26 protein-coding genes are annotated in these 23264 nt (G+C 38.1%); 6 read left to right on the top strand and 20 right to left on the bottom strand.

Translation table 11 applies throughout. The features are described 5' to 3' along the window. Window positions 1-382: 382 nt before the first annotated feature. Window positions 383-1144, bottom strand: a complete 762-nt coding sequence (locus ACVYAD_RS05835; RefSeq protein WP_349660813.1) for a CPBP family intramembrane glutamic endopeptidase — start codon at window positions 1142-1144, stop codon at window positions 383-385. A 2-nt stretch (window positions 1145-1146) separates the two neighbouring features. Continuing rightward, a complete protein-coding gene (locus ACVYAD_RS05830) occupies window positions 1147-1818 on the bottom strand; it encodes a TetR/AcrR family transcriptional regulator (protein WP_476425197.1) in 672 nt (223 codons plus the stop codon). A 353-nt stretch (window positions 1819-2171) separates the two neighbouring features. On the opposite strand from ACVYAD_RS05830, the gene ACVYAD_RS05825 reads away from it, so the two are divergent. The 3 genes from ACVYAD_RS05825 to ACVYAD_RS05815 are packed head-to-tail and all read left to right on the top strand — an operon-like array spanning window position 2172 to window position 3914. Next, window positions 2172-2492, top strand: coding sequence for a PadR family transcriptional regulator (locus tag ACVYAD_RS05825; RefSeq protein ID WP_349660815.1), 321 nt, complete (start codon window positions 2172-2174; stop codon window positions 2490-2492). Next, window positions 2482-3084, top strand: coding sequence for a DUF1700 domain-containing protein (locus ACVYAD_RS05820; protein WP_349660816.1), 603 nt, complete (start codon window positions 2482-2484; stop codon window positions 3082-3084). Before ACVYAD_RS05825 ends, ACVYAD_RS05820 begins: the two co-directional genes overlap by 11 nt. Then, on the top strand, window positions 3084-3914 hold the full coding sequence (locus ACVYAD_RS05815; protein WP_476425196.1) for a DUF4097 family beta strand repeat-containing protein: 831 nt from the start codon (window positions 3084-3086) through the stop codon (window positions 3912-3914). The genes ACVYAD_RS05820 and ACVYAD_RS05815 overlap by 1 nt, the downstream gene beginning before the upstream one ends. A gap of 170 nt (window positions 3915-4084) precedes the next feature. On the opposite strand, the gene ACVYAD_RS05810 is transcribed toward ACVYAD_RS05815, so the two are convergent. Then, complete coding sequence (locus tag ACVYAD_RS05810; protein ID WP_476425194.1) at window positions 4085-4303, bottom strand: hypothetical protein; 219 nt, start codon at window positions 4301-4303, stop codon at window positions 4085-4087. 423 nt (window positions 4304-4726) lie between these two features. Here ACVYAD_RS05810 and ACVYAD_RS05805 point away from each other — a divergent pair, with 423 nt between their 5' ends. Together ACVYAD_RS05805 and ACVYAD_RS05800 are read left to right on the top strand one after the other, a co-directional pair. Next, on the top strand, window positions 4727-5356 hold the full coding sequence (locus ACVYAD_RS05805) for a DUF7010 family protein (RefSeq protein WP_476425192.1): 630 nt from the start codon (window positions 4727-4729) through the stop codon (window positions 5354-5356). A gap of 303 nt (window positions 5357-5659) precedes the next feature. Then, on the top strand, window positions 5660-6184 hold the full coding sequence (locus tag ACVYAD_RS05800) for an N-acetyltransferase family protein (RefSeq protein WP_476425190.1): 525 nt from the start codon (window positions 5660-5662) through the stop codon (window positions 6182-6184). Between the two features lie 301 nt (window positions 6185-6485). Here the strand turns inward: ACVYAD_RS05800 and ACVYAD_RS05795 are convergent, their stop codons facing one another. From ACVYAD_RS05795 to ACVYAD_RS05770, 6 genes are all read right to left on the bottom strand, one after another. After that, window positions 6486-7469 carry a biotin--[acetyl-CoA-carboxylase] ligase gene (locus ACVYAD_RS05795; protein WP_386827885.1) on the bottom strand — a complete coding sequence of 328 codons (984 nt, stop codon included), beginning with the start codon at window positions 7467-7469 and terminating at the stop codon, window positions 6486-6488. A 666-nt stretch (window positions 7470-8135) separates the two neighbouring features. Further along, window positions 8136-9314 (bottom strand): CCA tRNA nucleotidyltransferase, encoded by a 1179-nt coding sequence (locus ACVYAD_RS05790; protein WP_476425187.1) that lies wholly within the window; start codon window positions 9312-9314, stop codon window positions 8136-8138. After that, the gene (gene bshA, locus ACVYAD_RS05785) at window positions 9301-10446 is read right to left on the bottom strand and encodes an N-acetyl-alpha-D-glucosaminyl L-malate synthase BshA (protein WP_349661206.1); all 1146 of its coding nucleotides are present in this window, start codon (window positions 10444-10446) and stop codon (window positions 9301-9303) included. The genes ACVYAD_RS05790 and bshA overlap by 14 nt, the downstream gene beginning before the upstream one ends. 33 nt (window positions 10447-10479) lie before the next feature. Continuing rightward, a complete protein-coding gene (mgsA, locus tag ACVYAD_RS05780) occupies window positions 10480-10884 on the bottom strand; it encodes a methylglyoxal synthase (protein WP_197141460.1) in 405 nt (134 codons plus the stop codon). Window positions 10885-10903: 19 nt separating this feature from the next. Continuing rightward, the gene (gene dapB / locus ACVYAD_RS05775) at window positions 10904-11701 is read right to left on the bottom strand and encodes a 4-hydroxy-tetrahydrodipicolinate reductase (protein WP_349661205.1); all 798 of its coding nucleotides are present in this window, start codon (window positions 11699-11701) and stop codon (window positions 10904-10906) included. Further along, window positions 11701-12036, bottom strand: coding sequence for a nucleotide pyrophosphohydrolase (locus ACVYAD_RS05770; protein WP_349661204.1), 336 nt, complete (start codon window positions 12034-12036; stop codon window positions 11701-11703). The genes dapB and ACVYAD_RS05770 overlap by 1 nt, the downstream gene beginning before the upstream one ends. Window positions 12037-12151: 115 nt before the next feature. On the opposite strand from ACVYAD_RS05770, the gene ACVYAD_RS05765 reads away from it, so the two are divergent. Further along, complete coding sequence (locus tag ACVYAD_RS05765; protein WP_349661203.1) at window positions 12152-13021, top strand: YitT family protein; 870 nt, start codon at window positions 12152-12154, stop codon at window positions 13019-13021. A gap of 124 nt (window positions 13022-13145) precedes the next feature. Here ACVYAD_RS05765 and ACVYAD_RS05760 read toward each other — a convergent pair whose 3' ends face one another. The 11 genes from ACVYAD_RS05760 to hisC form a co-directional block, all read right to left on the bottom strand. After that, complete coding sequence (locus tag ACVYAD_RS05760; protein ID WP_197141491.1) at window positions 13146-13820, bottom strand: zinc metallopeptidase; 675 nt, start codon at window positions 13818-13820, stop codon at window positions 13146-13148. Between the two features lie 60 nt (window positions 13821-13880). Further along, window positions 13881-14477 carry a lipoprotein heptaprenylglyceryl N-acetyltransferase LhaT gene (gene lhaT / locus ACVYAD_RS05755; protein ID WP_476425183.1) on the bottom strand — a complete coding sequence of 199 codons (597 nt, stop codon included), beginning with the start codon at window positions 14475-14477 and terminating at the stop codon, window positions 13881-13883. 235 nt (window positions 14478-14712) lie between these two features. After that, window positions 14713-15507 (bottom strand): menaquinol-cytochrome c reductase cytochrome b/c subunit, encoded by a 795-nt coding sequence (locus ACVYAD_RS05750; protein WP_349661201.1) that lies wholly within the window; start codon window positions 15505-15507, stop codon window positions 14713-14715. 42 nt (window positions 15508-15549) lie between these two features. Next, a complete protein-coding gene (gene qcrB / locus ACVYAD_RS05745) occupies window positions 15550-16224 on the bottom strand; it encodes a menaquinol-cytochrome c reductase cytochrome b subunit (RefSeq protein ID WP_049666761.1) in 675 nt (224 codons plus the stop codon). Between the two features lie 14 nt (window positions 16225-16238). After that, window positions 16239-16745, bottom strand: coding sequence for a Rieske (2Fe-2S) protein (locus tag ACVYAD_RS05740; protein WP_349661200.1), 507 nt, complete (start codon window positions 16743-16745; stop codon window positions 16239-16241). A gap of 154 nt (window positions 16746-16899) precedes the next feature. Continuing rightward, window positions 16900-17349, bottom strand: a complete 450-nt coding sequence (locus tag ACVYAD_RS05735; protein WP_349661199.1) for a DUF2487 family protein — start codon at window positions 17347-17349, stop codon at window positions 16900-16902. Between the two features lie 164 nt (window positions 17350-17513). After that, window positions 17514-18071: a ReoY family proteolytic degradation factor gene (locus ACVYAD_RS05730; protein WP_079559925.1), complete on the bottom strand. Its 558-nt coding sequence runs from the start codon at window positions 18069-18071 to the stop codon at window positions 17514-17516. Window positions 18072-18085: 14 nt separating this feature from the next. Beyond that, window positions 18086-19354, bottom strand: a complete 1269-nt coding sequence (locus tag ACVYAD_RS05725) for a tetratricopeptide repeat protein (RefSeq protein WP_349661198.1) — start codon at window positions 19352-19354, stop codon at window positions 18086-18088. Between the two features lie 317 nt (window positions 19355-19671). After that, the gene (aroA, locus tag ACVYAD_RS05720) at window positions 19672-20958 is read right to left on the bottom strand and encodes a 3-phosphoshikimate 1-carboxyvinyltransferase (RefSeq protein WP_476425179.1); all 1287 of its coding nucleotides are present in this window, start codon (window positions 20956-20958) and stop codon (window positions 19672-19674) included. 92 nt (window positions 20959-21050) lie between these two features. Beyond that, window positions 21051-22151: a prephenate dehydrogenase gene (locus tag ACVYAD_RS05715; protein WP_476425177.1), complete on the bottom strand. Its 1101-nt coding sequence runs from the start codon at window positions 22149-22151 to the stop codon at window positions 21051-21053. Then, the gene (gene hisC, locus ACVYAD_RS05710; protein ID WP_476425175.1) at window positions 22148-23248 is read right to left on the bottom strand and encodes a histidinol-phosphate transaminase; all 1101 of its coding nucleotides are present in this window, start codon (window positions 23246-23248) and stop codon (window positions 22148-22150) included. Before hisC ends, ACVYAD_RS05715 begins: the two co-directional genes overlap by 4 nt. Window positions 23249-23264: the final 16 nt, after the last annotated feature.

Here is a 23264-nt window from a genome sequence, read left to right as displayed (position 1 = left end):
AACGCTTGTTTTCTTCCGTCCCTGTCATTAAAAGATCAAGGCAGATATTTATTATCAATTATGCCCCGGCATAATTGCGTCCGGAATCGGCTTTGTGCTTAGGCCTGCACGATGCAGGTCAGTTAGCCGTTATCGCATGGATGCGATGATTTTAGGCTAACATCCCCTAAGAACTCCTTTCCGATTCCGTGACAACCGCCGGAGGCTTTACCTTCTTTCAGCGGGTGTTTTTGAACACCTGCTGAAAGAAGGTAAATTGTTCTAACGTTTTGAAGGTGCCGTTCACAAAAGGATACTGCCCTTCGCACATACTATAACAGATTCCCCTAGTAATCTTCAAATATTATTTTCTAATAATTACGATCAATCAATAGTACCAAATTCAAACCATTCGTTTCTGAAAGTTTGATTTTCGATAAACTTCAAATACCGTAAATAGGAACAGGGCAAATAAAAATGTGAATAAACCAGATGATACATGTGTAACCGGTACAAAGACAACCCAAAATGAATTAATTAAAGCGTGGAAAATAATACAGAGAAAAATACTTTTAGTGGATAGGTAAATGATTGTTAATAAAAAAGATAGCGCTAAAGATGTTAAAGAAAACCAAAGGAAGTTCATGTTTATTTGGTTTGATCCAAGAACAAACCATAATGGCAAATGCCAGACTGCCCAAATAATACCCACAATAATTGTACTCGTGAAGGGAGACCATCTTTTTTGTAATGTCGGCTGTAAAAAACCACGCCAGCCAATCTCTTCCAATCCTCCTCCGATAATCATGATTGGGAATTCAAGTAAGACCAGATACATTGGATTCTCCATAGTTGCTCCGCCCCAGAGAGTTGGTAAAAAACAAGCTACAAATGCTAATCCGATTGCAAATATGTACCAAGATACAGGATGCTTAGGATTTTTCACATTATGGATAAATGATTTGAACTCTTCTTTAGTTGAATATTTCTTTTTCAACCAAATCTCACAAATTGCCGGAGTAATTCCGCCTAGAATAAATAAAAGCATTGATGTTGCATTTCCAAACTTCAGCAAATTTAGTTGCGTTAATAACGCTAAACTGCCCCATATTATCCAAGACGTTGCAAAGGTATAAAATAGAAATCTTCTAACCTCTATTGCCAACTTTAATCCTCCCCTTCTCTTGTACCCAATAGTAATAATACGGATTTGCAAAGTGTATTCATCAAACGAATCTCATCCAACTGCACTTGATCATTCGAGAACACCCCATAACATTTTTGCAAGACAACGTCCCTCACAATGCCATCAATGGACGTCATTACAAAAGTAGATAGATCCTTTATCGATATCTCAAGCTGAAAACATCCTGAAGAAATACCCTTTTGGATTGAATGAAAAATTTGTTGCATCAAATATTGCCCACTTTCATTCTCATAAATGTTCGATAAAATTTTCTTTTCTCTATCTGGTTTGTTAGCAAATAAAATCGTAAGCTCAAATTGAATTTTGCCAACTGTTGATATATTTTCCTTCATGTACTCTCCAAGAAAATTAAATAACTTAATGATTGTCTTTGTGGGAGAATTACTCGTATCCATAATTTCATCGATAATATGTTTATAGTCTGCATTAATATTTACATGATTAATAACCTCAATAAGTATTTCATCTAAGTCTGAATAATAACGATAGATCCCACCCTGACTTACTCCTGACGCTTTAATAATATCCCTCATCGAAATGTCATAAAGTGGCTTAACTTTACATACTGCTATAGCTGCTTCTAAAATGCTGTTTTTCTTTTCCTGCACATATTCATGGCTTACCTTTGGCATTATCTTTACCTCCAAAAATTTAAAATGACACTATTGTCATTTTTATCATACTTAACATACCTTTTATTGTCAATTAAAAAATGACACTATTATCATCTTTATTTTCCGCTTGAACTTTTTAACTTCTTTCAGCAAATGTATAAACATCCGCTGAAAGAAGTTAAAGCCTCGGATGTCACGGAAATCGGAAGGAAGTTCTTGTGCAGGCACAAAGCCGATTTCCGACGCAATTATTCCGAGGCATTATTGATTAAAATTTGACAATCCAACGTGATATGTAATATACTTCCACCATACTATACAGCATATAATATAAAATCTTGTATAGGTATAACATTGTGAGGTGAGAAAAGATGACATTTCAGCTTGGCTCAGCTTTACTTGACGCTTGTGTACTTGCCATCGTCGATAAAGAGGATGCATACGGCTACTCGTTAACACAGCAGATACAATCTGTAATGGATATATCAGAATCTACGCTGTACCCTGTATTACGTCGTTTACAAAAAGCAGATTGCTTAACAACCTACGATCAGCCCTACCAAGGGAGGAATAGACGCTATTACCAAATTACTGAACAAGGTCGGATACGATTACTGGAGCTATTAAAAGAATGGCAAAAGTATAAAGAGATGGTTGATTGTGTACTTATAGGAGGGAAATATGATGAATAGAGCTAGCTTTCTGAAAAAGCTACGGGGGAAATTACAACGTCTTCCAGCGCATGAGATTGATATTGCGCTTGCCTATTATGAGGAATATTTCGATGAAGCAGGAGAAGAAAACGAACAGAAGGTCATTCAACAGCTAGGTTCTCCTTCTCATGTTGCATCACAAATAATGACGGATTATGCATTAAAAGATTTAGAAACAACTTCAACTTCGACTAAGAAAAATATATCTGCGATTTGGATTATCATTCTAGCAATATTATCTGCCCCACTTTCATTACCATTACTTGCAGTTGCTATAGCACTTATTTTTTCATTTGGAGCAGTTATATTTAGCGTTATCATTGCGATTATTGCAATTGTATTAAGTATCTTTTTTGGTGGAATCGTTGCACTTATTTCAGGCTTCTTCATTTTAACTCAGCACTGGCCGACAGCGATTCTCTTTATGGGGGTTGGCTTTATTGTAACTGGTCTCGGTATCCTGCTATTCCCAATTTTTGCTCGTTTGATCAAAACAATCGTTGTTGTTTGTGTTGAAGTATTAGGTAAACTATTCCATAAAATAACGAAGAAGCGGAAGGAGGGATACTAATGACGTCTCGACATACCCATATCGCCATTACTATGATTGCTTTCGGTATACTGCTAGCTCTCGTCGGTTATTTCTCTGGTGGAAAATGGAGTTTTGAGTTAACTGATGAAGGCATTCAATTGCCAGAAAACAATACACTAGTAAATAATTCCTATAAACTAGATGATTTCACTAACATCAATGTTATCAATCACTATGGAGATGTTGAAATTGTTACTAGTGATCGTTTTGCATTAGAAACAAATGTTATTAAAAATGATGATGTGACGTACAGTGTTAAAGATCATACATTAACTGTTGAAACAAAGAATCAGAAAAAGAAATTACAATTCGGATTTGGTAGCTTCAGAACTCCTTCCATCAAAATCTATGTTCCTTCAGATGTAAAATTGAAAAACGTCGTCCTTAATAGTAATTTCGGGGATACAACCATTCGGGGTCTAAACTATCAGGAGTTAACTATAATTGAAGATTTCGGGGACATTATAATTAAAGACACTACTGGTGATAAAACAGAGATTACACAATCTTTTGGTGATATAAAGCTACAACAATTTTCAAGTAATGGCTTCGTTGTCGAAAGTGAACATGGTGATATTAACATAGATGGTACATTAAATGGTCAATCCACTATTACGTCTAACTTTGGAGATACTACGCTTCGCTTACAAAATAAAAAAGATGAGCTTGGCTATGAATTACAAACTGACTTCGGGGATCTTACAGTTGATAAGAAGGAACAAAACAGCAAAGTATTACAATCTTTTAAAGGTGATAACCAGTTAAAAGTAACTGTTTCTCATGGTGACTTACAGTTAAAGTTGAAATAAAGTTGACTACAAGATTCATCTATTTTAGGTATTAGAGTGAGTTCCTCTTTTTCAGCGGGTGTCCAAACACCCGCTGAAAAGTAGTTTAAATCCGCATTCATCTCACCATCTTTAGAGGTGAGAGACTTCTGTAACTGCCGAAAACATTTGTAGCTGACATTTCACTTTCGCTACGAACACACTTGTAGCTGACATTTCACTTTCGCTACGAACACACTTGTAGCTGGCGTTTCACTTTCGCTACGAACACACTTGCTGAAAGAAGTTAAACATACGACTCCTCCACTTTCATACTCCCTTTCATCCCCCTTTATAATAAAACCTATTCCAGTAAATAATTTGTGGGTTACATCTTCGATAATTTCAATTTGTACATATTCATTTTTCATTTTTTCCGCTTCCTGAATATAAATGCTAATTTAACTATGTACATGCCTGCTTGAACAAAGATGTACAAAAATTGCTCATCCATTTCATACTATTACTGAGGTGTTAGTATACATATTCTATTAGAGATTCGTCTTGAACTACCCACCACTTATCCAAAACTTGGCTTAGGCAATTCCTACGAATACCAGTGTATCCACTTGTTATTGAGTAGGCCAAACCTGTAGTAAATATTTTGAACGTTTACGTGACTTCCACTACACTGTAACTCGGGCGTTTTTACAGGATGTGAAGGTCTTAGCCTGTGTTCCTCTTGCTCAGAGGACGTTTGGGCACCTGCTGAAAAGTAACTGACGTTTCACTTTCGCTACTAAAACATTTGCTGAAAGGGGTTAAAATGAAATTGAAAGAGGAGGGTTCATGATATGTCGCAAACCATCATTCCTAGAGCAGCTGTGCGCGGGACAGCTTCTGGCGTTATCTTCATGGCATTTTTCGGTACTCTGTGGGCAGGAATTGGAATTAGAGGAATGCAGGGCTGGGGATTTCTCTGGCTGTTGATCTTATCCTTGTTAGTTGGTGTTGTACTGCTTGTTGGAGGAATCGTATTGATAATGAAATCTAAAAGATTATCAAACGAGATGATGGGAGAGGATTCCCATCGTTGGAAACGAAAAAATAAGTGGTTTGGTATTATTTTCGGTTTAGAAGGCGTTTTGATAGCCATTGCCGCCGTAATTTGTCAATCTACTAATCACTTGGATTTGTTTGTTCCTGTTATGGCTCTCATTGTTGGTGCTCATTTCTTTCCCCTAGCCCACCTTTTCCAGGTCAATCTCTATTATATTTCGGGTTCATTTCTTTGCCTGCAATCGGCAATCACATTGTTTACTTTACCTGTAAGAGTTACCTGGGGAGATCACCAAATTATGGTCTGGTGGACATCTGTGGGTTTTAGCTCAGCTCTAATATTATGGGGGACCGGGGTAGTAGTTTGGATTACCGGCCATAGATTACTGATCAGGGCTGGGAATAATGGATCCAAAGTAGCTTAGACCAAAGGCTTGGACAGAATTCCTCACTCCTAAAAGCAGTACAACATCCATAAATATTTCCTTCCTTGACCATTTTGTTTTTCTATACCTAGAAGGTAGAATTATACCCTTGTAATAATACCTTTTTAGTAAGAATTTTATATGATTACCCCTTGTATTATTAATTAATTCCCATTAATTGTATAACAGTCATGCTACTATGTAGTGCTAAATTTTTTGTAAGTTAAAGAGGAATCAAAGATGAACCGGGTCAGAAACGTCCGTAATCATTGGAAATAAAGTGCGACTTTCGAGGTGATCAATATGAAGATTAGAAAAGCAAACATTCAAGACGCTCAAAGTATTGGAAAAGTACATGTTGACAGTTGGCGAACAACTTATAAAGGCATTTTGCCAGATGATTTTTTGAATAGATTATCTTACGAGCAGCGAACAGAGCTATGGAAGAATAATATTTCAGATGCTACAAAATATGTATTGGTAGCTGAAAATGAACAAGGAGAAATAATCGGCTTTGCAACTAGTGGTACACGAAAGAGAAATTCAGTAGTAAATTCAACTGATTTAACTTCTATATATCTTTTAGAAGAATATCACGGAAAGGGCATCGGGAAACAACTACTCAAAGAAATATTCACCTATTTTAATCAAAAAGGATACGAAAAAGTATTTGTCGAAGTATTAGCAGAAAATAAAACACGTTATTTCTATGAATATTATGGTGCACAATATGTAAATAACATCGAAGTAAAAATTGGCGGAAAAATAGTAGAAGAACTTATTTATGTATGGAATGATATTGATAAATTAATAGAAAAAATAAAATAAGCGTTTTTGGGAGGCATGTAATGAAAACTATAGCGGGAACGATCTCTTTATCCGTCTCTTTTACATTATTCATTTACTTGTTCGGGCTAAAAATGGAGCATTCAGTTAAATATGACTCTGGGTTGTTTTTTCTTCCAATAATTTTACTAATACTTTCTCTGTTCTTCTTTAGACAAGACTACAAACGAGAAAAAAATATATAGAACTAAATGTATTCGAAAAATATGAAAGAACGTATACTTTCAGATTCGAAAATATACGTTCTTGCTAGATAAGTGAATGCACATTGTAGTTTATGTTCCTATAAAATTCTTATATCTCCAGCATAAATTGTCCGAACTGTGCCATTATCCTCTGTTAGCTGTAATACACCTTCATCCGTTATCCCACTGGCAATACCTTCAAAGCGCCCACGTAAAGTCGTTACTTCAATACGTTGTCCAATCGTACATGACATTTGTTCCCATAGCTTTTTAATGCTGACAAAACCTTCCTTCACGTATAATTCCGTGAATTGTTCTAAGTATTGTAAAATTGATGCGACAAGGGCAGCTCGATTAATTTCTTCACCCGCTTCTAAACGTAAAGATGTAGCAATATCCGCGATTTCTGGTGAGAAATCTGATGCGACTTGATTCGCATTAATACCTATGCCTACTAGCAATGCTTGTACACAGTCTGCCTCTGCTTGCATTTCGGTTAATATACCTGTACATTTTTTACCTTTAATAAGCAAATCATTTGGCCATTTAATGGCTGGCTCAATATGTTTATATAATGTTTTAATAGCCATCGTAACCGCAACTGCTACGACAAGTGTATAAGAAGAAGCTTGTTGAGGAGTGACATCAGGTCTCACAATAACAGTCATCCAAATACCTGTGCCATTTGCAGATTCCCATGGACGCGCCATACGACCACGACCGGCAGTTTGCTCCTCACCGATTATAATCGTGCCATGTGGAGCGCCTTCTTGTGCAAGCTTGTGGGCGATTGTTTGTGTTGAATCTACAATATCAAAATAATGAATTTCACGTCCAAAGCGTTCCGTATTTAAAAATAGTTCAATTTGTGTTGGACTTAAGCTATTTGGTACACCCGTCAGTACGTAGCCCTTTTTCTTTACCGTTTCAAATGTATAGCCTTCCTCCTGTAGCGACTGCATATGTTTCCATACAGCAGTACGTGATACTCCAAGGGAATCTGCTAGCTCCTGACCCGAAACTGCTTCACCATTAGCAGTTAATATTCTTTTTAAAATTTCATCCTTCATAGAAATACTCATGCTAATCAATCCTTTAGTAAACTCTTATTTGCTTGCAAAATATTGATTCAATTTGTATTTATCATACTGTATATTATGACAATTGACCATAATATCATCAAATATCTTATACACACTATTTCTTCGTTCTTTTTAACTATTTTACTTCGTATCGCTGGATCACCGTCATATCGTAGGGTTGATTTCGGTTGGGCGCATTGTTGCTGCCGCTTCGCTTTCGCACAGTTAAAACATTTGTTGCTGACGCTTCGCTTTCGCACAGTTAAAACATTTGTTGCTGACGCTTCGCTTTCGCACAGTTAAAACATTTGTTGCTGCCGCTTCGCTTTCGCACAGTTAAAACATTTGTTGCTGCCGCTTCGCTTTCGCACAGTTAAAACATTTGTTGCTGACGCTTCGCTTTCGCACAGTTAAAACATTTGCCGCTGACGCTTCGCTTTCGCGCAGATAAAAAATTTGTTGCTGCCGCTTCGCTTTCGCGCAAAGCAGAGCTTTCTGGAGTCGCCAGCCTCCACTACAATCAACTTAGTACATCGTATGCGTTTTAACAAATGTCACATTCAACTTTTAAAGATAAGCAAAAAAAGAGCTTAAATTAATAAGGAACCGTCTTATTCTTTTTAAGACGGTTCCTCATCATACAGAAATGATAAAAATCAACGTTTATCATTCTTTTTTGAAATAATCATGTTCTATCCAATTCTTTATGTGCTGTCGGTCATTTTGAAGTTCGCCATTGACAACCGCTTTAAGCATTGCCTGCAACGCCTCTTTTACCCATGGTCCACCTTTTATTCCAGACCATTTTAATAAATCCGTCCCGTTTACAATAAGCTCTTGCTTGTGTCTAATGGGAAGCTTTTTCTGTATTTCTTGGATACTTTGCTGTGGCATTTGAACGTCAAGCTGTCTCAGCTCCGCAAAATAACAAGCTGCCTCGAGTTCCTGTTGTGTATGCGAAAAGTAATCCATATTCGTCCAGCCATTTTTCAAAGCCTTAAAAGCTGCTAACACAGCTTTTACAAATGCTATCTCTTTATTCGATAAACGATAGTCACCTAGCACTTCTAGCCAATGATCACCCTGTAACATTGAAAAATATGCCCAGCCTAATAGCTTGTCCTGCGTGTTAAATTTACACCAGTCCTCTGCTTGAAAAGTACCACTTAAATGATTCACTAAGCTACTTTCCTCAAGCTTTCTAATACCATTAAAAACATCTTTCCCTACCCATAGCTTATCGAGCTCTGCCTTTTTACGCTCCTTTGCAATCCAAGAAATAGTATTAGCCTTGTCCTGCATTGCTTGCAAGGTCTCTGATTCAATTAGAAAACCTAGTTGTGCTGAAAAACGTACGGCTCGAAGCATTCGTAATGCATCTTCCGAAAAGCGTTTCTGTGCGTCACCTACTGCTCGAATGACACCAGCCTCAATATCTTGGCGCCCCCCGTAAAAATCAACAAATGAGCCATCACGACGCATCGCAATGGCATTCATCGTAAAGTCTCGGCGCTGTAGATCATCTTTTAGCGAACGTACAAATTGCACTTCCTCTGGTCTACGGTGATCCGTATATTCCCCATCTGTGCGATATGTCGTTACCTCCACCGATCCAGCTGGCACGATAACAAGTACCGTCCCATGCTGAATTCCTATATCAACCGTGTGATTAAAGACAGATTTTACTTCGTCTGGCATGGCATTTGTTGCAACATCTACATCATGGGCAGGGCGACCGAGTATGGCATCTCGTACCGCACCACCGACGATTACTGCTTCAAAGCCGGCGTTTTCTAGTTGTTCAATAACTGAATAGGCCGCTTGCCATTCTTTATTGTTTTGCATGATTTCTTTCAGCAACCTTTTCATACAATTTTTCATATTGTTCTACAATTTTTGATGAATGGAATTTTTCATCAACAGCACAAATGGCTGCTTCACGGAAACGTTGTAATTTCTCTTCATCATTCAAGAGGTTCACAGCATATTCTGCCACTGCGTCTGTATCTCCTAATTCCACTATAAAACCGTCCACACCGTGTTCAATGACTTCTGGAATACCGCCTACAGCTGATCCAATACAAGGTACACCACAAGCCATTGCTTCAAGTAAGACTAACCCGAATGATTCTTGCTGTGATAGTAATAATTTAAGGTCACTGATTGCATACAATTCAGCTAAATTTTCTTGTTTACCTAAAAATAGAACATCCTTCATGTAAGGACTTTCCTTTACTTGATCCATTACACGATGCTTTTCAGGGCCATCTCCTACAAGCAACAGCTTTGCCTTCATGTTTGCGCGAATCTTCATAAATGCGTCTATTATATGAGGAAGATTCTTAATTTTACGGAAGTTAGATACGTGAATAATAACTTTTTCGTCTTCTTCAATTCCGAATTGTTCCTTTAGGCTTCCTGAATTGCGCGGGAAGTATTCACGTTCATCAACAAAGTTGTAAATCGTATTAATCGGCTTTACTGTATCGATAAGCTCATAGGTTTGTTGCTTTAATGCTTCTGACACTGTCGTTACGATATCAGATTTGTCAATACCATACTTAATTGCCTGTGAAAGAGTGGAATCCTGCCCAAGCACAGAAATATCTGTACCATGTAGTGTTGTGACAATCCCAATGTCACGACCACTCATTTCACGAGCTAAGACAGCACAGACCGCATGTGGTATTGCATAATGCACATGAAGCACATCTAGCTCTTCATCCTTAATCACGTCCGCCATTTTACTCGCTAATGCTATATCATATGGCGAATATTGAAATACTGAATAATTATTAACTTCTACTTCATGGAAAAAGACGGTTGGATAAATTTTATTCAATCGAAATGGTACGCTTGAGGTGATGAAATGAATCTCGTGTCCTCTCTCTGCAAGCATTTTTCCTAATTCTGTTGCAATAACACCAGAGCCTCCAACAGTTGGATAACAGGTAATGCCAATTTTTAGCTTTTTCATTCGATTATCATCCTTTCTAAATCACGTCTTTTTTTAATCTCGTCTTTCTTGAATCAGTCTCCAATCCACAAAGCCTTCCTGTAGGCCTTTTAGTAATATTTCTGCAGTTCCCATATTTGTAGCCAGTGGCACTTGGTAAACATCACAAAGTCGGATCAGTGCAGAAACATCTGGCTCATGTGGTTGTGCTGTTAAAGGATCACGGAAAAAAATGACCATGTCCATATCATTATTGGCAATCATTGCGCCAATTTGTTGATCACCACCGAGTGGTCCAGAACGGAAACGTGTTACCTCTAAGCCTGTAGCTTCAATAACACGCTGTCCTGTTGTCCCTGTAGCAAACAACGTATGCTCATTTAAAATATTTCGGTAAGCAATAGCAAACTGTACTAAATTATCTTTTTTGCGATCATGTGCAATTAATGCGATTTTCATAAAGCTTCCATCCCAATCTTTAGATGATGTTTTCTAAACCATATACAAGTTGATCCATTTTCATGACTTCTTCTACGCAAAATGCTACACCAGACATAAAAGAATTACGGTTTAATGAATCATGACGAATTGTTAAAAGCTGTCCGTCTCCACCAAATAACACTTGTTGGTGTGCCACTAAACCTGGTAAACGAACAGAATGAAGGCGCATGCCGTCCAATTCTGCCCCTCTTGCACCCTCAAGTGTTTCTTTTTCCTCTGGATGTCCTTGCATTTTTTGTGCCCGCACCTCTTGAATCATTTGTGCTGTTTTAACAGCTGTTCCAGATGGTGCATCTAACTTTTGATCGTGGTGCATTTCAATAATTTCAACATCTGGTAAATATTTTGCCGCTTCCTTAGCAAACTTCATCATAAGGATTGCCCCTATCGCAAAGTTCGGAGCAATAATGCAGCCAAGCTCTTTTTCTTTAGCCATTGCTGATAATTCCACTAGTTGTTCATCTGTAAAGCCCGTTGTACCAATCACAGGGCGTACATTTAAATGCAAGGCTTCTTTAGTATGTTTATATACTGCATGCGGGTTTGTTAAATCAACTAATACATCTGGTGCAGTTGCCTCTACAAGCTCTGACATATCTGTAAAGATTGGAGCAGTATAACTTGTTGGAAACATCTCCAAATCAGCTAATGTTTTTCCTACTTCCTTATAATCTAGTACAGCTACTAATTCCATTTTGTCATGCTTCATGACCGTATGTACAGCCTCAGCCCCCATCTTCCCCCTAGGTCCTGCAATAGCTACACGAATTGACATTATTCTTCATCCTTTCTAGTCCAGCGATCTTTATCCCTTGTTTCAAATTTATGTATAACGCGTAAAAGTGCTTCATCTAATTTAATGCCTTGTGCATTTGCAAAGCAAACTAAGACAAAGAAAAAGTCACCTAATTCTTCTTCAATGCTGTTAGCATCCTCTGTACTCTTTTTCTTCTTTTGCCCGTAAACGTCCTGTACCTCGCGAGACAATTCACCAAGTTCCTCAGTTAGACGAGCCAATAACTCAAATGGTGGGAAATAACCTTCCTTAAATTGTCCTATATAATCATCCACACGCTGCTGTAAAGCTTGCATTGTTACTTTTTCAGTCATTTAAATCACACTCCTACTTACCATCGTATAAAATTTACACCATTGTTGTCAAAAACAATAAAATGTCAGATAATAGATAGCACAACTTCAATTGTTTGGGACTACAGGAGGTCATATGCTAAAACAGATCAAAGTCATCAATATCATCGCAATAATGCTCGGAGCTGCAATTTTTAGCTTCGGCTTCGTCCACTTCAACATGCAAAATCAACTTGGTGAAGGTGGCCTAAGTGGGATTACACTCATACTTTATTTTACACTAGGCTGGGACCCTGCCTTCATGAATTTACTATTAAACATTCCTATGTTTATTATTGGCTATCGTTTACTTGGGAAAAAATCATTTATTTATACGCTCGTTGGAACTTTATCTGTTTCAGTTTTCCTGAAAATTTTCCAAAAGTATCAATTTACTATTCATTTAGAGGATGATTTACTACTTGTTGCACTTTTTGCAGGGGTTTTTGTTGGACTAGGACTCGGGATCGTCTTTCGCTTCGGTGGTACAACTGGCGGTGTAGATATTTTAGCTCGCCTTGGGCATAAATATTTTGGCTGGAGTATGGGTAAAACGATGTTCATCTTTGACGCAATTGTCATTACACTGTCATGGATAACGTTTTTAGATGCACGCTCTATGATGTATACCCTTGTCGCGGTATTTGTTGGCGCGCGCGTTATTGATTTTGTTCAAGAAGGAGCATATGCAGCACGTGGAGCACTTATTATATCTGAAAAATCTAGCGCCATTGCTGACATGATTGCATTACGAATGGAACGCGGCATTACTATACTTGAAGGCCATGGCCATTTTACGAAGCAACAAAAAGAAGTTATTTATTGTGTCATTGGTCGCAATGAAGTTGTACGTTTAAAATCTATTGTTTATGACGTCGATCCTCACGCTTTCGTATCAATAATAGAAGTACGAGATGTGGCAGGAGAAGGCTTCACGCTCGACGACCAAAAACAACCACTCCATTAAAATGAACAATTTGCCTGCTCTCTCGAATAAAAACATTCGTTGAGGTAGGCTTTTTTTTACATATTACAGTTTGACGGATTAAAAAACTTGCTATAGTGAAATACCACTACAACAAGTTCTTTAATTAGTCGTCACTTCGCATATTTGTAAAGATTAATACTAAACGTAATAATTCTAATACAGCTACTGCTGCTGCGGCAACATATGTTAATGCTGCAGCGCTTAACACTTTACGCGCTGGACGCTCTTCTTCATTTGTAATAATACCTAGGGAATTCATTTGTACTAACGCACGCTTTGATGCATCAAACTCTACTGGCAATGTTACTAATTGGAAAACCACACCTGCTGCCAATAATATGATACCTAAAAGTAACATATTTGTACTACTTGCAAAAATACCAATCATAACAAATATCCAAGACATATTTGATGAAATATTTGCAACCGGCACTAGCTTACTACGTAATGTTAGCATTGAATAAGCTTCTTTATGCTGGATTGCATGGCCAACTTCGTGGGCAGCAACTGCAGCTCCAGCAATGCTTGCTTCGTAGAAGTTACTTTCCGATAAAGCAACCGTTTTTGTCGCCGGATTATAATGATCAGATAACACACCTTGTGTTGGAACAACTCGTACATCATATAAGCCGTTTGCATCTAAAATCGTACGCGCTATCTCTGCACCGGTTTGTCCCTTCATTGTACGTTCTTTTGCAAACTTATTATACGTGCCCTTTACTTTCATCTGTGCGTAAAGCGGCAGTAGCATTATTATTGCAAAATAAACAATATACATGGTTGTTGACAATTTTCTAACCCCTTTCTATCTCGATACTATAATTCTATAATCAATTACCTAATTCGGCAAATATTTGCGCCATCTAATTGAGAAAATCGCTAAAAAAATGCATGCGACCGATAACCAAAAAGTAAAATAGCCAATATAGCTTGTGTAATCAGCTAAATCACGGTACATCGGCATTTGGCCAAATACATAATCAATCACATCATTATGCAATGTCCATACGGCTGCTACGGCAATATGCCAATATGAAAAAACATATTTACCAATGTATAGAACTGCTTGGAAGGCCATCATAAAATGCGAGCCTACAAGCATCCAGCCTTGCCAATCAATAGATCCAGTTTCAATCAACGTCCAAATATTCATCACATCAGCCCAAATTCCATACTTTACTAATGTTATCAGTGCTAGTACTTCCATTAGAGGCCATTTCTTCCCCATAATCCAAGCTAACAATACAAAGCAAAAGAATAAGCTTGCTGTCGGACTATCCGGAACAAAAATATAAAAAATTGGTTCCGTTATAGCAAGCTGCCACCCGTACCAATAATAACCGTAAATAGTTCCTAATAGATTGATAATAAGTAAAAGTATTAAAAATGACTTATGTGTAAGGAGATACCAGACGTTTGCACGTGTAATTTGCATAATTAAAACTCCTTTTTCTTCTGTCTTTACTAAGATGCCTTTTTTATCTGTTATTATGTATTAAATAATCTTTAATTAGCCACGTTCTTTCAATGTTGAATACTGGCATTATGTATATCCTAACAAATATTATTGTCTCAATAATATATTGTACGGGAACTTTTTTGAAGCTGTAACAGTCACAATATTAGACTAGAAAAAAAGAGCCAGTTTCCTGACTCTTTTAAAACAAAGCTTATTCCTTAGCCTTTAAGCTCGCAATAAATTCAGCTAATTGCTTCGCTTCTTCATCTGTACCAGCGAAAGCACCAGCTGGCATATTGCCACGACCGTTGTGGATAATCTCTTCTACTTCTTCAGCTGTTAGTTTATTACCAACTAATGCTGGAGCAGCTGGACCACCTTTTAAGTCAGCAGCATGACAACCGATACAAGTTTTAGCTTGTTCACCAGTGTCACCGTTCCAAATTGCAAATCCTGGTAGAGATTCATCAATATCAACCTCAACCTCTTCTACAATTGCACCCATAGCTTTTTGAGCTTCCCAGTCATGGTTAACAACTGACTCCCAAGTTAAGTAGAACATAGCAGCCAATGTCAATAACATAAACGCAGTTGGTAATGGGCGTTTAGATGGACGACGTTCTGGACTTTTATCTAAAAATGGCATTAATAATAGCGCTCCAAATGCAAGACCTGGAATTACAATTGCTCCAATAACGTTATATGGACCTGAAGCATATGAGTATTTTAATAATTGATACATGAATAAGAAGTACCAGTCCGGTAATGGCACGTATGCTCTTGTTGGATCAGCTGGTCCTTCAAGAGGTGATGGATGTGCAACTGTTAATAGTAAATAAGCTATTAAAAATACAGCACCAACCATCCATTCTTTTAGTAAGAAGTTCGGCCAGAAAGCTTCCGTCTTACCTGGATATTCGGAATAATCCTTTGGAACGTTCGGCATTTTGTGATTCGCTTTAATACGAGAATCACCAACAAATTTCATTCCTTTTCCGCGATGCATTATGTCCCCTCCTTTAAAAAATCATCGAACCGTCAAGAACTATTACAACGGCCCTGAAATTCCTTGACGACGAATCATGATAAAGTGTGCTGCAAGTAACCCAAACAATACTGCAGGTAAGAAGAATACATGAATCGCAAAGAATCGTGTTAACGTTTGAGCACCAAGAATAGTTGAGTCACCCGCTAATAAGATTTTAATCCATTCACCGATAAACGGTACAGATGCAGCAATTTCGATACCTACTTTTGTAGCGAATAATGCTTTCATATCCCATGGTAATAAGTATCCTGTAAAACCAAGACCCATCATTACACCAAAAATACCTACACCAACCATCCAGTTTAATTCACGAGGTTTCTTATAAGAACCTGTGAAGAATACACGAAGTGTATGTAAGAACATCATTACGATTACTAATGAAGCTCCCCAGTGGTGCATACCGCGTACGATTTCACCAAATGCTACTTCGTTTTGTAAATAATAAACTGATTTCCATGCATTCACTACGTCTGGTACGTAATACATTGTTAAAAACATACCTGATAGTATTTGAATTACCGTGATGAAGAAAGTTAATCCACCGAAACAGTAAACGAATGCTGAAAAATGATGTGCAGGGTTCACGTGCTCTGGCACTTCGTGGTCGGCAATATCACGCCAAATAGGTGTAATATCTAAGCGTTCATCGACCCAATCATAAATTTTATTTAGCACTGTTTTGTACCCCCTTACTTAACTAGAGTATTTGCTTTAGTTGGACCAAGCAATAAGTAACCATCTTCTTCTTTAACTTCATATTCATCCAACGGACCTGTTGGTGGTGTTCCTGGTACGTTTTTACCATTCTTCTCGTAACGTCCAGCATGACAAGGACAGAAGAATTGATCTGGGTGTGCAGAATCTTCTCCCCAGTTCACCATACAACCTAAGTGCTTACAAACAGGAGATAACGCAACGATTTGATCGCCTTCTTTGAAAACCCATGCTACGTTTGTTACTTCTGATTTGTACCATGCATCAACTTGTTCAAATTTTAAGTCAACTTTAATAGGTTCTTTAGTAATATCAGCGATTTTATGCTCTGTCTTTATAAAGTCCCCACCAGTATGTTTTTGTAGTACTGGGTCAATTGCAAAACGAAGCATCGGCATCAGCATACCTGCCGCCATAAAGCCACCTACACCAGTTAGTGTATAGCTTAGGAATTGACGACGTGAAACTCGATTATTACTCATTTTTTTCCCCCCTCTAACTTAAAGGTCAGTCCAACGGACATTCTTTTACAAATAGTAATACTAGGACATATCTATGATATATCAACTCCATAGCTTGGTCAATATAGCATTCTGTGGAAAGCTGGAGAATGTGAACATTTATTGAAACAAATTGTTAAATCTGTGCCCATTTGGTCGAAAGCATCGGAATAACTTGTCGCAATTGATCTTCAAGAATAGAGTTTTTCACACCTTTATCCATACTTTCTAACGGAATCGCTGGTAGCCAAACAACATTTACTTCCTCTCCAATATTTGTCCAAAAATGGTCACAAGTAATGAAGAACACATGCTTAAAACCAGCATTATGTAATTGTGTCTCTAATTGCTTCGGCATATCTTCACTTTTTAAAGTTGCACTATACGAAAATGGTGGCATCAGTAATAGACGGCCTTTAAACTGTTGTTCAATAAAAGATGTAAGCGATAACAAAAAATCTGCCTCTGTACCACTCTGTTTCATTTTTTCAGGAGATAAATCGACGGTTACGAGTGGAACAATTGCTGTATCGATAAATTCCTTCTGTGCCATAAACGATGTCACATCGCTTGCATTAAAATACATCTAACAAACCTCCTCATGTTACATATAACGTAATTGCGTTATGAAAATAAAAAAATGCCCTTCTCCACTCTTCAATAGGATATCCAATAAAAAGTGAAAACAATCATTCACTTGTTATGTTATCATATTGAGGTAGATAAAGGACATTCAATTTTTGCCTATAACTAATGTAAATTAGCTGTTTCCTTTAGAGCTTGTAACAAATTAGACAATTCATAAAACCGCTCTTCATCTCCTTGATCGAGAGCTTCATCAATTTGTGCGAGTAATTTTTCTTCTTGGAATACGAGTAAGCTGTTGGAAAGCAGCTCTTCTGCCAGTAAGCGATCTTTTTCACTGACAATTAGTGCTTCCGGCATATAAGGGTTTTCTTCAAGAACTGCTAAGTATTGTGCACTTGGAGGTACATTAGGAAAATTCAATTGTATATACATATCTTCATGTTCATGTAAGCGTAAATCATGAAAAGATTTCTCAGCATCTGCTGTCATTACATTACCTTTGTAGAAACGAAATGGCACACCTGTTGAGTCAACTGTTGACATTACCATTGCTCTAGGGCAATAATGAGCTTCTTCAACAAATCGAATTCGTTTTAATAACTCATCGTTGCTTAATAAGTAATTCAAAATCCATACACACTCACGACGTTTCAATTGATAATTCTTTAAAAACCATCTAACAAATGCTTTTTTATCGACAACTGATACAGAAGCAGTCATACCCACTCCCTCCTTTACTCAAATTCTAAGGTTTCTAACTTCTCTTGCCACTCTAGTTCACCAGGTTGAATAGTTATTAATTGGCCAAGTACTTCTTTTGCTTCTGAACGCTTTCCTTCTTCTAATAAGAAATAAACATATTTTTCTAAAAATGCTGCGTCTTCCTTAAAATCATTATATGCCAAACGGTAAAATTCGTATGCACGGTCGTACAATTCTAAATTTTCATATGCAACCGCAGCAAATGGGTATAATGTGCTCCATTCAAAATCATTTTTTTGCAACTCTTCAAATAATTCTATTACATCCTCATGACGCTCTTGCTGTGCCAACACAGAGATTAATGCCAATACTGCCTCCATGTATTCAGGATCTAAGGCAATAGCTTCACGTAGATGTTGTTCACCCTCATCTGGCAAACCAATTTTTAAAGCCATTTTACCTGCAAATAAATATAAGGACTTATCATATTCATCACGCTTTAATCCTTCTAGAATGGCAGCATAAGCTTTTTTATTGTCCTCCGTCATGGCATAGCTTTCAGCAAGCAATAAATAGGCAGAAAAATAATCAGGATCTAATTCTTTTAATTCTTCTAATTGTTTAATGGCCATCTCATATTTTTGTGATTGAAAGGCCGAATATGCAGCACCAAATAAAACATCTGGCTTTATTTCATCGTCAAGTGCTTTTAAATAGTAATCTAAAGCCGTTTCATAGGCAGCTCCAGCACGATACACTTCAGCAAGTCTTTCAACAAGACTTATCCCTGCAAATTCAACTTGTTGTTCATATAATTCTTCATATAGTCTCGCAGCCTCTAAAAAACGACCCGTTTCAAATAAAAGTTCCGCTTTAGCAAATTGTAATAATGGCTCGTCTGGTAATATAGATAGGGCCTCATTAATACGCATTTCTGCTACTTCGAATAATCCTTGCATTTGATAATAATCCGCTAATACTAATAATGCTTGGGGATATTCTGGAGATGTCTCCTCTATTTCTAATAAAAAATCTAGCGCTTCATCTTCAGCGCCAAGCTCCATTAAGACGTTTGCACGATCAATTTTCAACTGTGCCTCTTCTGGGAATAAAAATTGTAAATGCTCCAGTACACGGTCAGCTTCCTTCATATACCCATACTGCATAAACATTTCTGCTAGCGTATAAATTTCCTCAGGTAGCTCCTTCGTTAAAAATGATTCAAGTAGCTGTTCAATTAATGCTAAGTCTCCTTGTTCAAGTGCTTGCATCATTTCAGTCATCGCATTGTTCACAGTCATTCACCTATTCTTTCATTTATATCTTTATGCTACAAAACATTTTCTTTCGAAACAAGAAAAAACTCCCCAAAAGACTTGGAGAGTCAGGATTAATTTCGCATTGGCGTAATTTTGTCCAGATTTTGAATTGTGCCCAGGTCTGCACACGATGGCCGACACGATGTCTGCCATTTCGGTATTGGCACAGAACGTGGCATGCTTAAGACTGAGTTCCTACATTTCAGTAGGCGTTTGGTACATCCACTGAAAAGAAACCTCAACCGCAATCATCTCACCACAGTCAGAGGTAGGAGTCTTCTGCTGAATAAAGATAGACTTTACTTTACTTCCTCTATGTGCTCGAAAAACGATGGATAAGAAACTGCAATACATTCTGCATCATCTAAAGTTACAGAACCATCTGTTATTAGTGCAGCAACAGCGCCCATCATGCCTATACGATGATCACCGTAAGTTTTTAAGCGAGCACCACGTAATGGAGTTGGTCCTTCAATAATCATTCCATCCTCAGTCGCTTCAATTGAAGCACCTAGTTTTTTCAATTCATCCACTACAGCCGTTATCCGATCTGTTTCCTTCACTTTCAACTCCTCGGCATCTTTAATAATCGTTTTGCCGTTCGCCTGCGTTGCTAATAAAGCTAGAATCGGGATTTCATCGATAAGACGAGGAATAATATCTCCTTCAATTGTAGTTCCTGTTAATGCTGACGTTTCTATTGTAATTGTTGCTGTCGGCTCTGATTGGCTATCTTCATTCGGCATAACTGTTATCGAAGCGCCCATATTATGAAGCACTTCGATGATACCATCTCGTGTTGGATTAATTCCGACATTTTGTAGCGTTATTTTACTACCTTCACAAATAGCTCCTGCTACTAAGAAAAAGGCCGCTGATGAAATATCACCTGGTACAGAAACATGCGTCCCTGTTAAAGTTTGCCCTCCTTGTAATGCAATAACACCATCCACCTCGTCAACCTGTGCACCAAATTGACGTAGCATTCTCTCAGTATGATCTCGAGATACTTCCGTTTCTCGCACAATTGTAGTACCTTCAGCACGTAAACCGGCAAGTAAAATAGCTGACTTCACCTGAGCACTCGCAACAGGCATGTTGTAATCAATAACTTGTAATGTTGTACCTTGAATAGCTAATGGTGTATATTGTCCATTTGTCCTTCCAGTAATGTGTGCACCCATTTGACGCAACGGATCAATAACACGGCGCATCGGTCGTTTTCCAATGGACGCATCCCCTGTCATTACTGAATGTACATTAGACCCTGCTAGTATCCCTAACATCAAACGCGTCGTCGTACCAGAGTTTCCTGTGTATAGTACTTCAGTGGGCTCTTGCCACCCCTCTATACCTGGACTGTCGATAGATACATTTGTTCCTTCCACCTCAATCTTCACACCAAGCTTTCGGAAGCAATCAATTGTACTCAAACAATCCTCCCCTAATAAAAAGCCATCAACTGTCGTTTTACCCGTTGCAATCGCTCCAAACATAATGGAACGGTGAGAAACAGATTTATCACCTGGAATCATTAAAGTCCCTTGTAAGGAAGGTTTATCATATTGTAATACTTTTTCACTCATCGTTTTCTTCCCCCCAATATGAAGATAGAAAGCGCCGTAATTTCGACGCTTTCTTTAAAAAATGCATTTCTTATTAAGCTTTTCTAGTCTGCCTATGAAATATATGTTTCATATTTAGCACGCTTTTGTATACACGCTGCTGCTCGTTCACGGTCACTTTCGCTTTGTAAGCTAATAACAAGGATTCCGAACACGTCCTCCCGTGACTCTACGATACGTAAATTCGTAATACTAATCGCTTCATCTGCAAGTAAGCCTGTCACCTCAGAAATAACACCCGGATAGTCAGGAACATCAACATATAAGTCAAATGATGTAAACATTGCTCCAGCACTAATCGGTAATTCATCTCTTAGCTCTTTGGCAACTGCAAAGTATTTTTCAATGTCCTCCGAGCTACCATTTAAAAGGAGCTCCTTAACACGACTCATTTCCTTTTCCCAGCCATCTAGCTGTGCAATAAGCTCATCTCGATTTTGCAATGTAATATCTCGCCATAAAATCGGATTGGATGACGCAATACGCGTTACATCACGGAAGCCCCCTGCAGCAAGTGAACGCGTCATCGGATACTCACCATTTTCTTCGCCCAACTGGTGCACAAGAGAAGCAGCAACGACATGTGGGAAGTGACTAACTACAGCTGTCATATGATCATGCTCACGAGCAGATACACTTACAACCTTTGCGTGTGTAAACTTTAATAAGCTTTCAAGCTGTGCCATATGGACAATTTCTTCACCGGCAAGCGGTGTTAGCATATAATACGCATTTTCAAAAAGGTGAGCCTTTGCAGCTAAAACACCGCTTTTATGTGAGCCTGCCATTGGATGTCCTCCAATAAAGGTAATGCCTAACTCACGTAGTTCCCCAGCCTTTTGCATAATTCTCTTTTTAGTACTACCTGTATCTGTTACGATTACTTTATTTTTCAACGGCCATGTTTTTAATTGTTCCATCCATTCAAGTGTTGCGTTAACGGGAGTTCCAAAAATGATAACATCTACTTCGTCCGCCACTTCTTTTGGATCTGTCACAATATCATGCACAATATTTAACGTTTTCGCATATTCACGTGTTTTCTCATCCATATCATAGCCAATAATTTTTGTCTCGGGTGCCTTTTGTAACGCTAGGGCAATTGAGCCTCCAATGAGGCCTAGCCCAATAACGAGCACTTTACGGGTCGTCATGCAAAAACTCCTTGCTCTTTTAGGACGTTTTCAAGGTGACCTAGCAACGCTTCATTTTGAGCCTCTGTTCCGATTGTCACGCGGATAAACCCAGGTAATCCTAACGCATTTCCACTACGGATGATAAAGCCTCGTTTCATTAGCTCATTGAAAACAACATCGCTATCGGCATTCGTATTAAAGAAAATAAAGTTCGTATCAGACGGGAAGTATTGCAAATTATGCTTTTCACAAAATTCAACATATTGTTTTTTACCTTTTTCATTTGCTTCTCGGCAAGCCTTTATAAAATCTTGATCACTTAAAGCGATTGTCGCAACCGCTTGGCTTAGAATTGTATTATTAAATGGCGATCTTACGGGATCTAGTTTAGCAATCACGTCTGGTTGCCCAATTGCATAACCAACTCGGAAAGAAGCAAGACCATATGCTTTTGAGAATGTACGCAACAATAGTACATTTGGAAACTCGTCAATAAAAGGTAGAGTATCTTTGTGACCAGGATGTGTTACGTATTCGATGTAAGCTTCATCTAATACTACTAGCACATCACTTGGTACTTTAGCTAAAAATGCTCGTAATTCAACATCTGGTATCACAACACCTGTTGGATTATTTGGACTACAAACCCAAACGACCGATGTGTTTTCATCAATTGCCGCTATCATTGATGCTAGGTCATGTGTACCTTCGATACAAGGGATTTTACGTACCTCCGCGCCTTCTATTGCAGCATTGTGCCAGTATTGAGAGAAGGATGGGTCTGCCATCACTGTGTTTACACCTGGATACAACAATGCACGAGTAATAATCGCAATGATATCGTCAGAGCCGTTACCAAAAAGAAGCTGTGTTTCTTTGACACCTAGATAATTTGCAACAGCTGTACGTAAATTTTGCGCATAGCCATCTGGATAGATAGCATGATTTACTGAATTATTTTGTAAATAAGCAGTTACCTTAGGTGAGCACCCAAATGGGTTTTCATTAGATGCTAATTTTACGACTTCTTGTAAGCCATATTCTCGTTGTACTTCTTCAATTGGTTTTCCAGGCTTATATGCTTGCATACCGTCCAGTTGTTGTTTCCATTTCATCTTAAACATCTCCTCT

Source organism: Lysinibacillus sp. G1-3 (assembly GCF_056322905.1).
This window is presented reverse-complemented; position numbering and strand designations above follow the sequence as displayed.

Excerpts from the sequence above, each read along its gene's own strand:
- ACVYAD_RS05830 (WP_476425197.1), bottom strand. The coding sequence starts at position 1,818 with ATGCCAAAGGTAAGCCATGAATATGTGCAGGAAAAGAAAAACAGCATT.
- ACVYAD_RS05825 (WP_349660815.1), top strand. The coding sequence starts at position 2,172 with ATGACATTTCAGCTTGGCTCAGCTTTACTTGACGCTTGTGTACTTGCC.
- ACVYAD_RS05820 (WP_349660816.1), top strand. The coding sequence starts at position 2,482 with ATGATGAATAGAGCTAGCTTTCTGAAAAAGCTACGGGGGAAATTACAA.
- ACVYAD_RS05815 (WP_476425196.1), top strand. The coding sequence starts at position 3,084 with ATGACGTCTCGACATACCCATATCGCCATTACTATGATTGCTTTCGGT.
- ACVYAD_RS05810 (WP_476425194.1), bottom strand. The coding sequence starts at position 4,303 with ATGAAAAATGAATATGTACAAATTGAAATTATCGAAGATGTAACCCAC.
- ACVYAD_RS05805 (WP_476425192.1), top strand. The coding sequence starts at position 4,727 with ATGTCGCAAACCATCATTCCTAGAGCAGCTGTGCGCGGGACAGCTTCT.
- ACVYAD_RS05800 (WP_476425190.1), top strand. The coding sequence starts at position 5,660 with ATGAAGATTAGAAAAGCAAACATTCAAGACGCTCAAAGTATTGGAAAA.
- ACVYAD_RS05795 (WP_386827885.1), bottom strand. The coding sequence starts at position 7,469 with ATGAGTATTTCTATGAAGGATGAAATTTTAAAAAGAATATTAACTGCT.
- ACVYAD_RS05790 (WP_476425187.1), bottom strand. The coding sequence starts at position 9,314 with ATGCAAAACAATAAAGAATGGCAAGCGGCCTATTCAGTTATTGAACAA.
- bshA (WP_349661206.1), bottom strand. The coding sequence starts at position 10,446 with ATGAAAAAGCTAAAAATTGGCATTACCTGTTATCCAACTGTTGGAGGC.
- mgsA (WP_197141460.1), bottom strand. The coding sequence starts at position 10,884 with ATGAAAATCGCATTAATTGCACATGATCGCAAAAAAGATAATTTAGTA.
- dapB (WP_349661205.1), bottom strand. The coding sequence starts at position 11,701 with ATGTCAATTCGTGTAGCTATTGCAGGACCTAGGGGGAAGATGGGGGCT.
- ACVYAD_RS05770 (WP_349661204.1), bottom strand. The coding sequence starts at position 12,036 with ATGACTGAAAAAGTAACAATGCAAGCTTTACAGCAGCGTGTGGATGAT.
- ACVYAD_RS05765 (WP_349661203.1), top strand. The coding sequence starts at position 12,152 with ATGCTAAAACAGATCAAAGTCATCAATATCATCGCAATAATGCTCGGA.
- ACVYAD_RS05760 (WP_197141491.1), bottom strand. The coding sequence starts at position 13,820 with ATGTATATTGTTTATTTTGCAATAATAATGCTACTGCCGCTTTACGCA.
- lhaT (WP_476425183.1), bottom strand. The coding sequence starts at position 14,477 with ATGCAAATTACACGTGCAAACGTCTGGTATCTCCTTACACATAAGTCA.
- ACVYAD_RS05750 (WP_349661201.1), bottom strand. The coding sequence starts at position 15,507 with ATGCATCGCGGAAAAGGAATGAAATTTGTTGGTGATTCTCGTATTAAA.
- ACVYAD_RS05740 (WP_349661200.1), bottom strand. The coding sequence starts at position 16,745 with ATGAGTAATAATCGAGTTTCACGTCGTCAATTCCTAAGCTATACACTA.
- ACVYAD_RS05735 (WP_349661199.1), bottom strand. The coding sequence starts at position 17,349 with ATGTATTTTAATGCAAGCGATGTGACATCGTTTATGGCACAGAAGGAA.
- ACVYAD_RS05730 (WP_079559925.1), bottom strand. The coding sequence starts at position 18,071 with ATGACTGCTTCTGTATCAGTTGTCGATAAAAAAGCATTTGTTAGATGG.
- ACVYAD_RS05725 (WP_349661198.1), bottom strand. The coding sequence starts at position 19,354 with ATGACTGTGAACAATGCGATGACTGAAATGATGCAAGCACTTGAACAA.
- aroA (WP_476425179.1), bottom strand. The coding sequence starts at position 20,958 with ATGAGTGAAAAAGTATTACAATATGATAAACCTTCCTTACAAGGGACT.
- ACVYAD_RS05715 (WP_476425177.1), bottom strand. The coding sequence starts at position 22,151 with ATGACGACCCGTAAAGTGCTCGTTATTGGGCTAGGCCTCATTGGAGGC.
- hisC (WP_476425175.1), bottom strand. The coding sequence starts at position 23,248 with ATGAAATGGAAACAACAACTGGACGGTATGCAAGCATATAAGCCTGGA.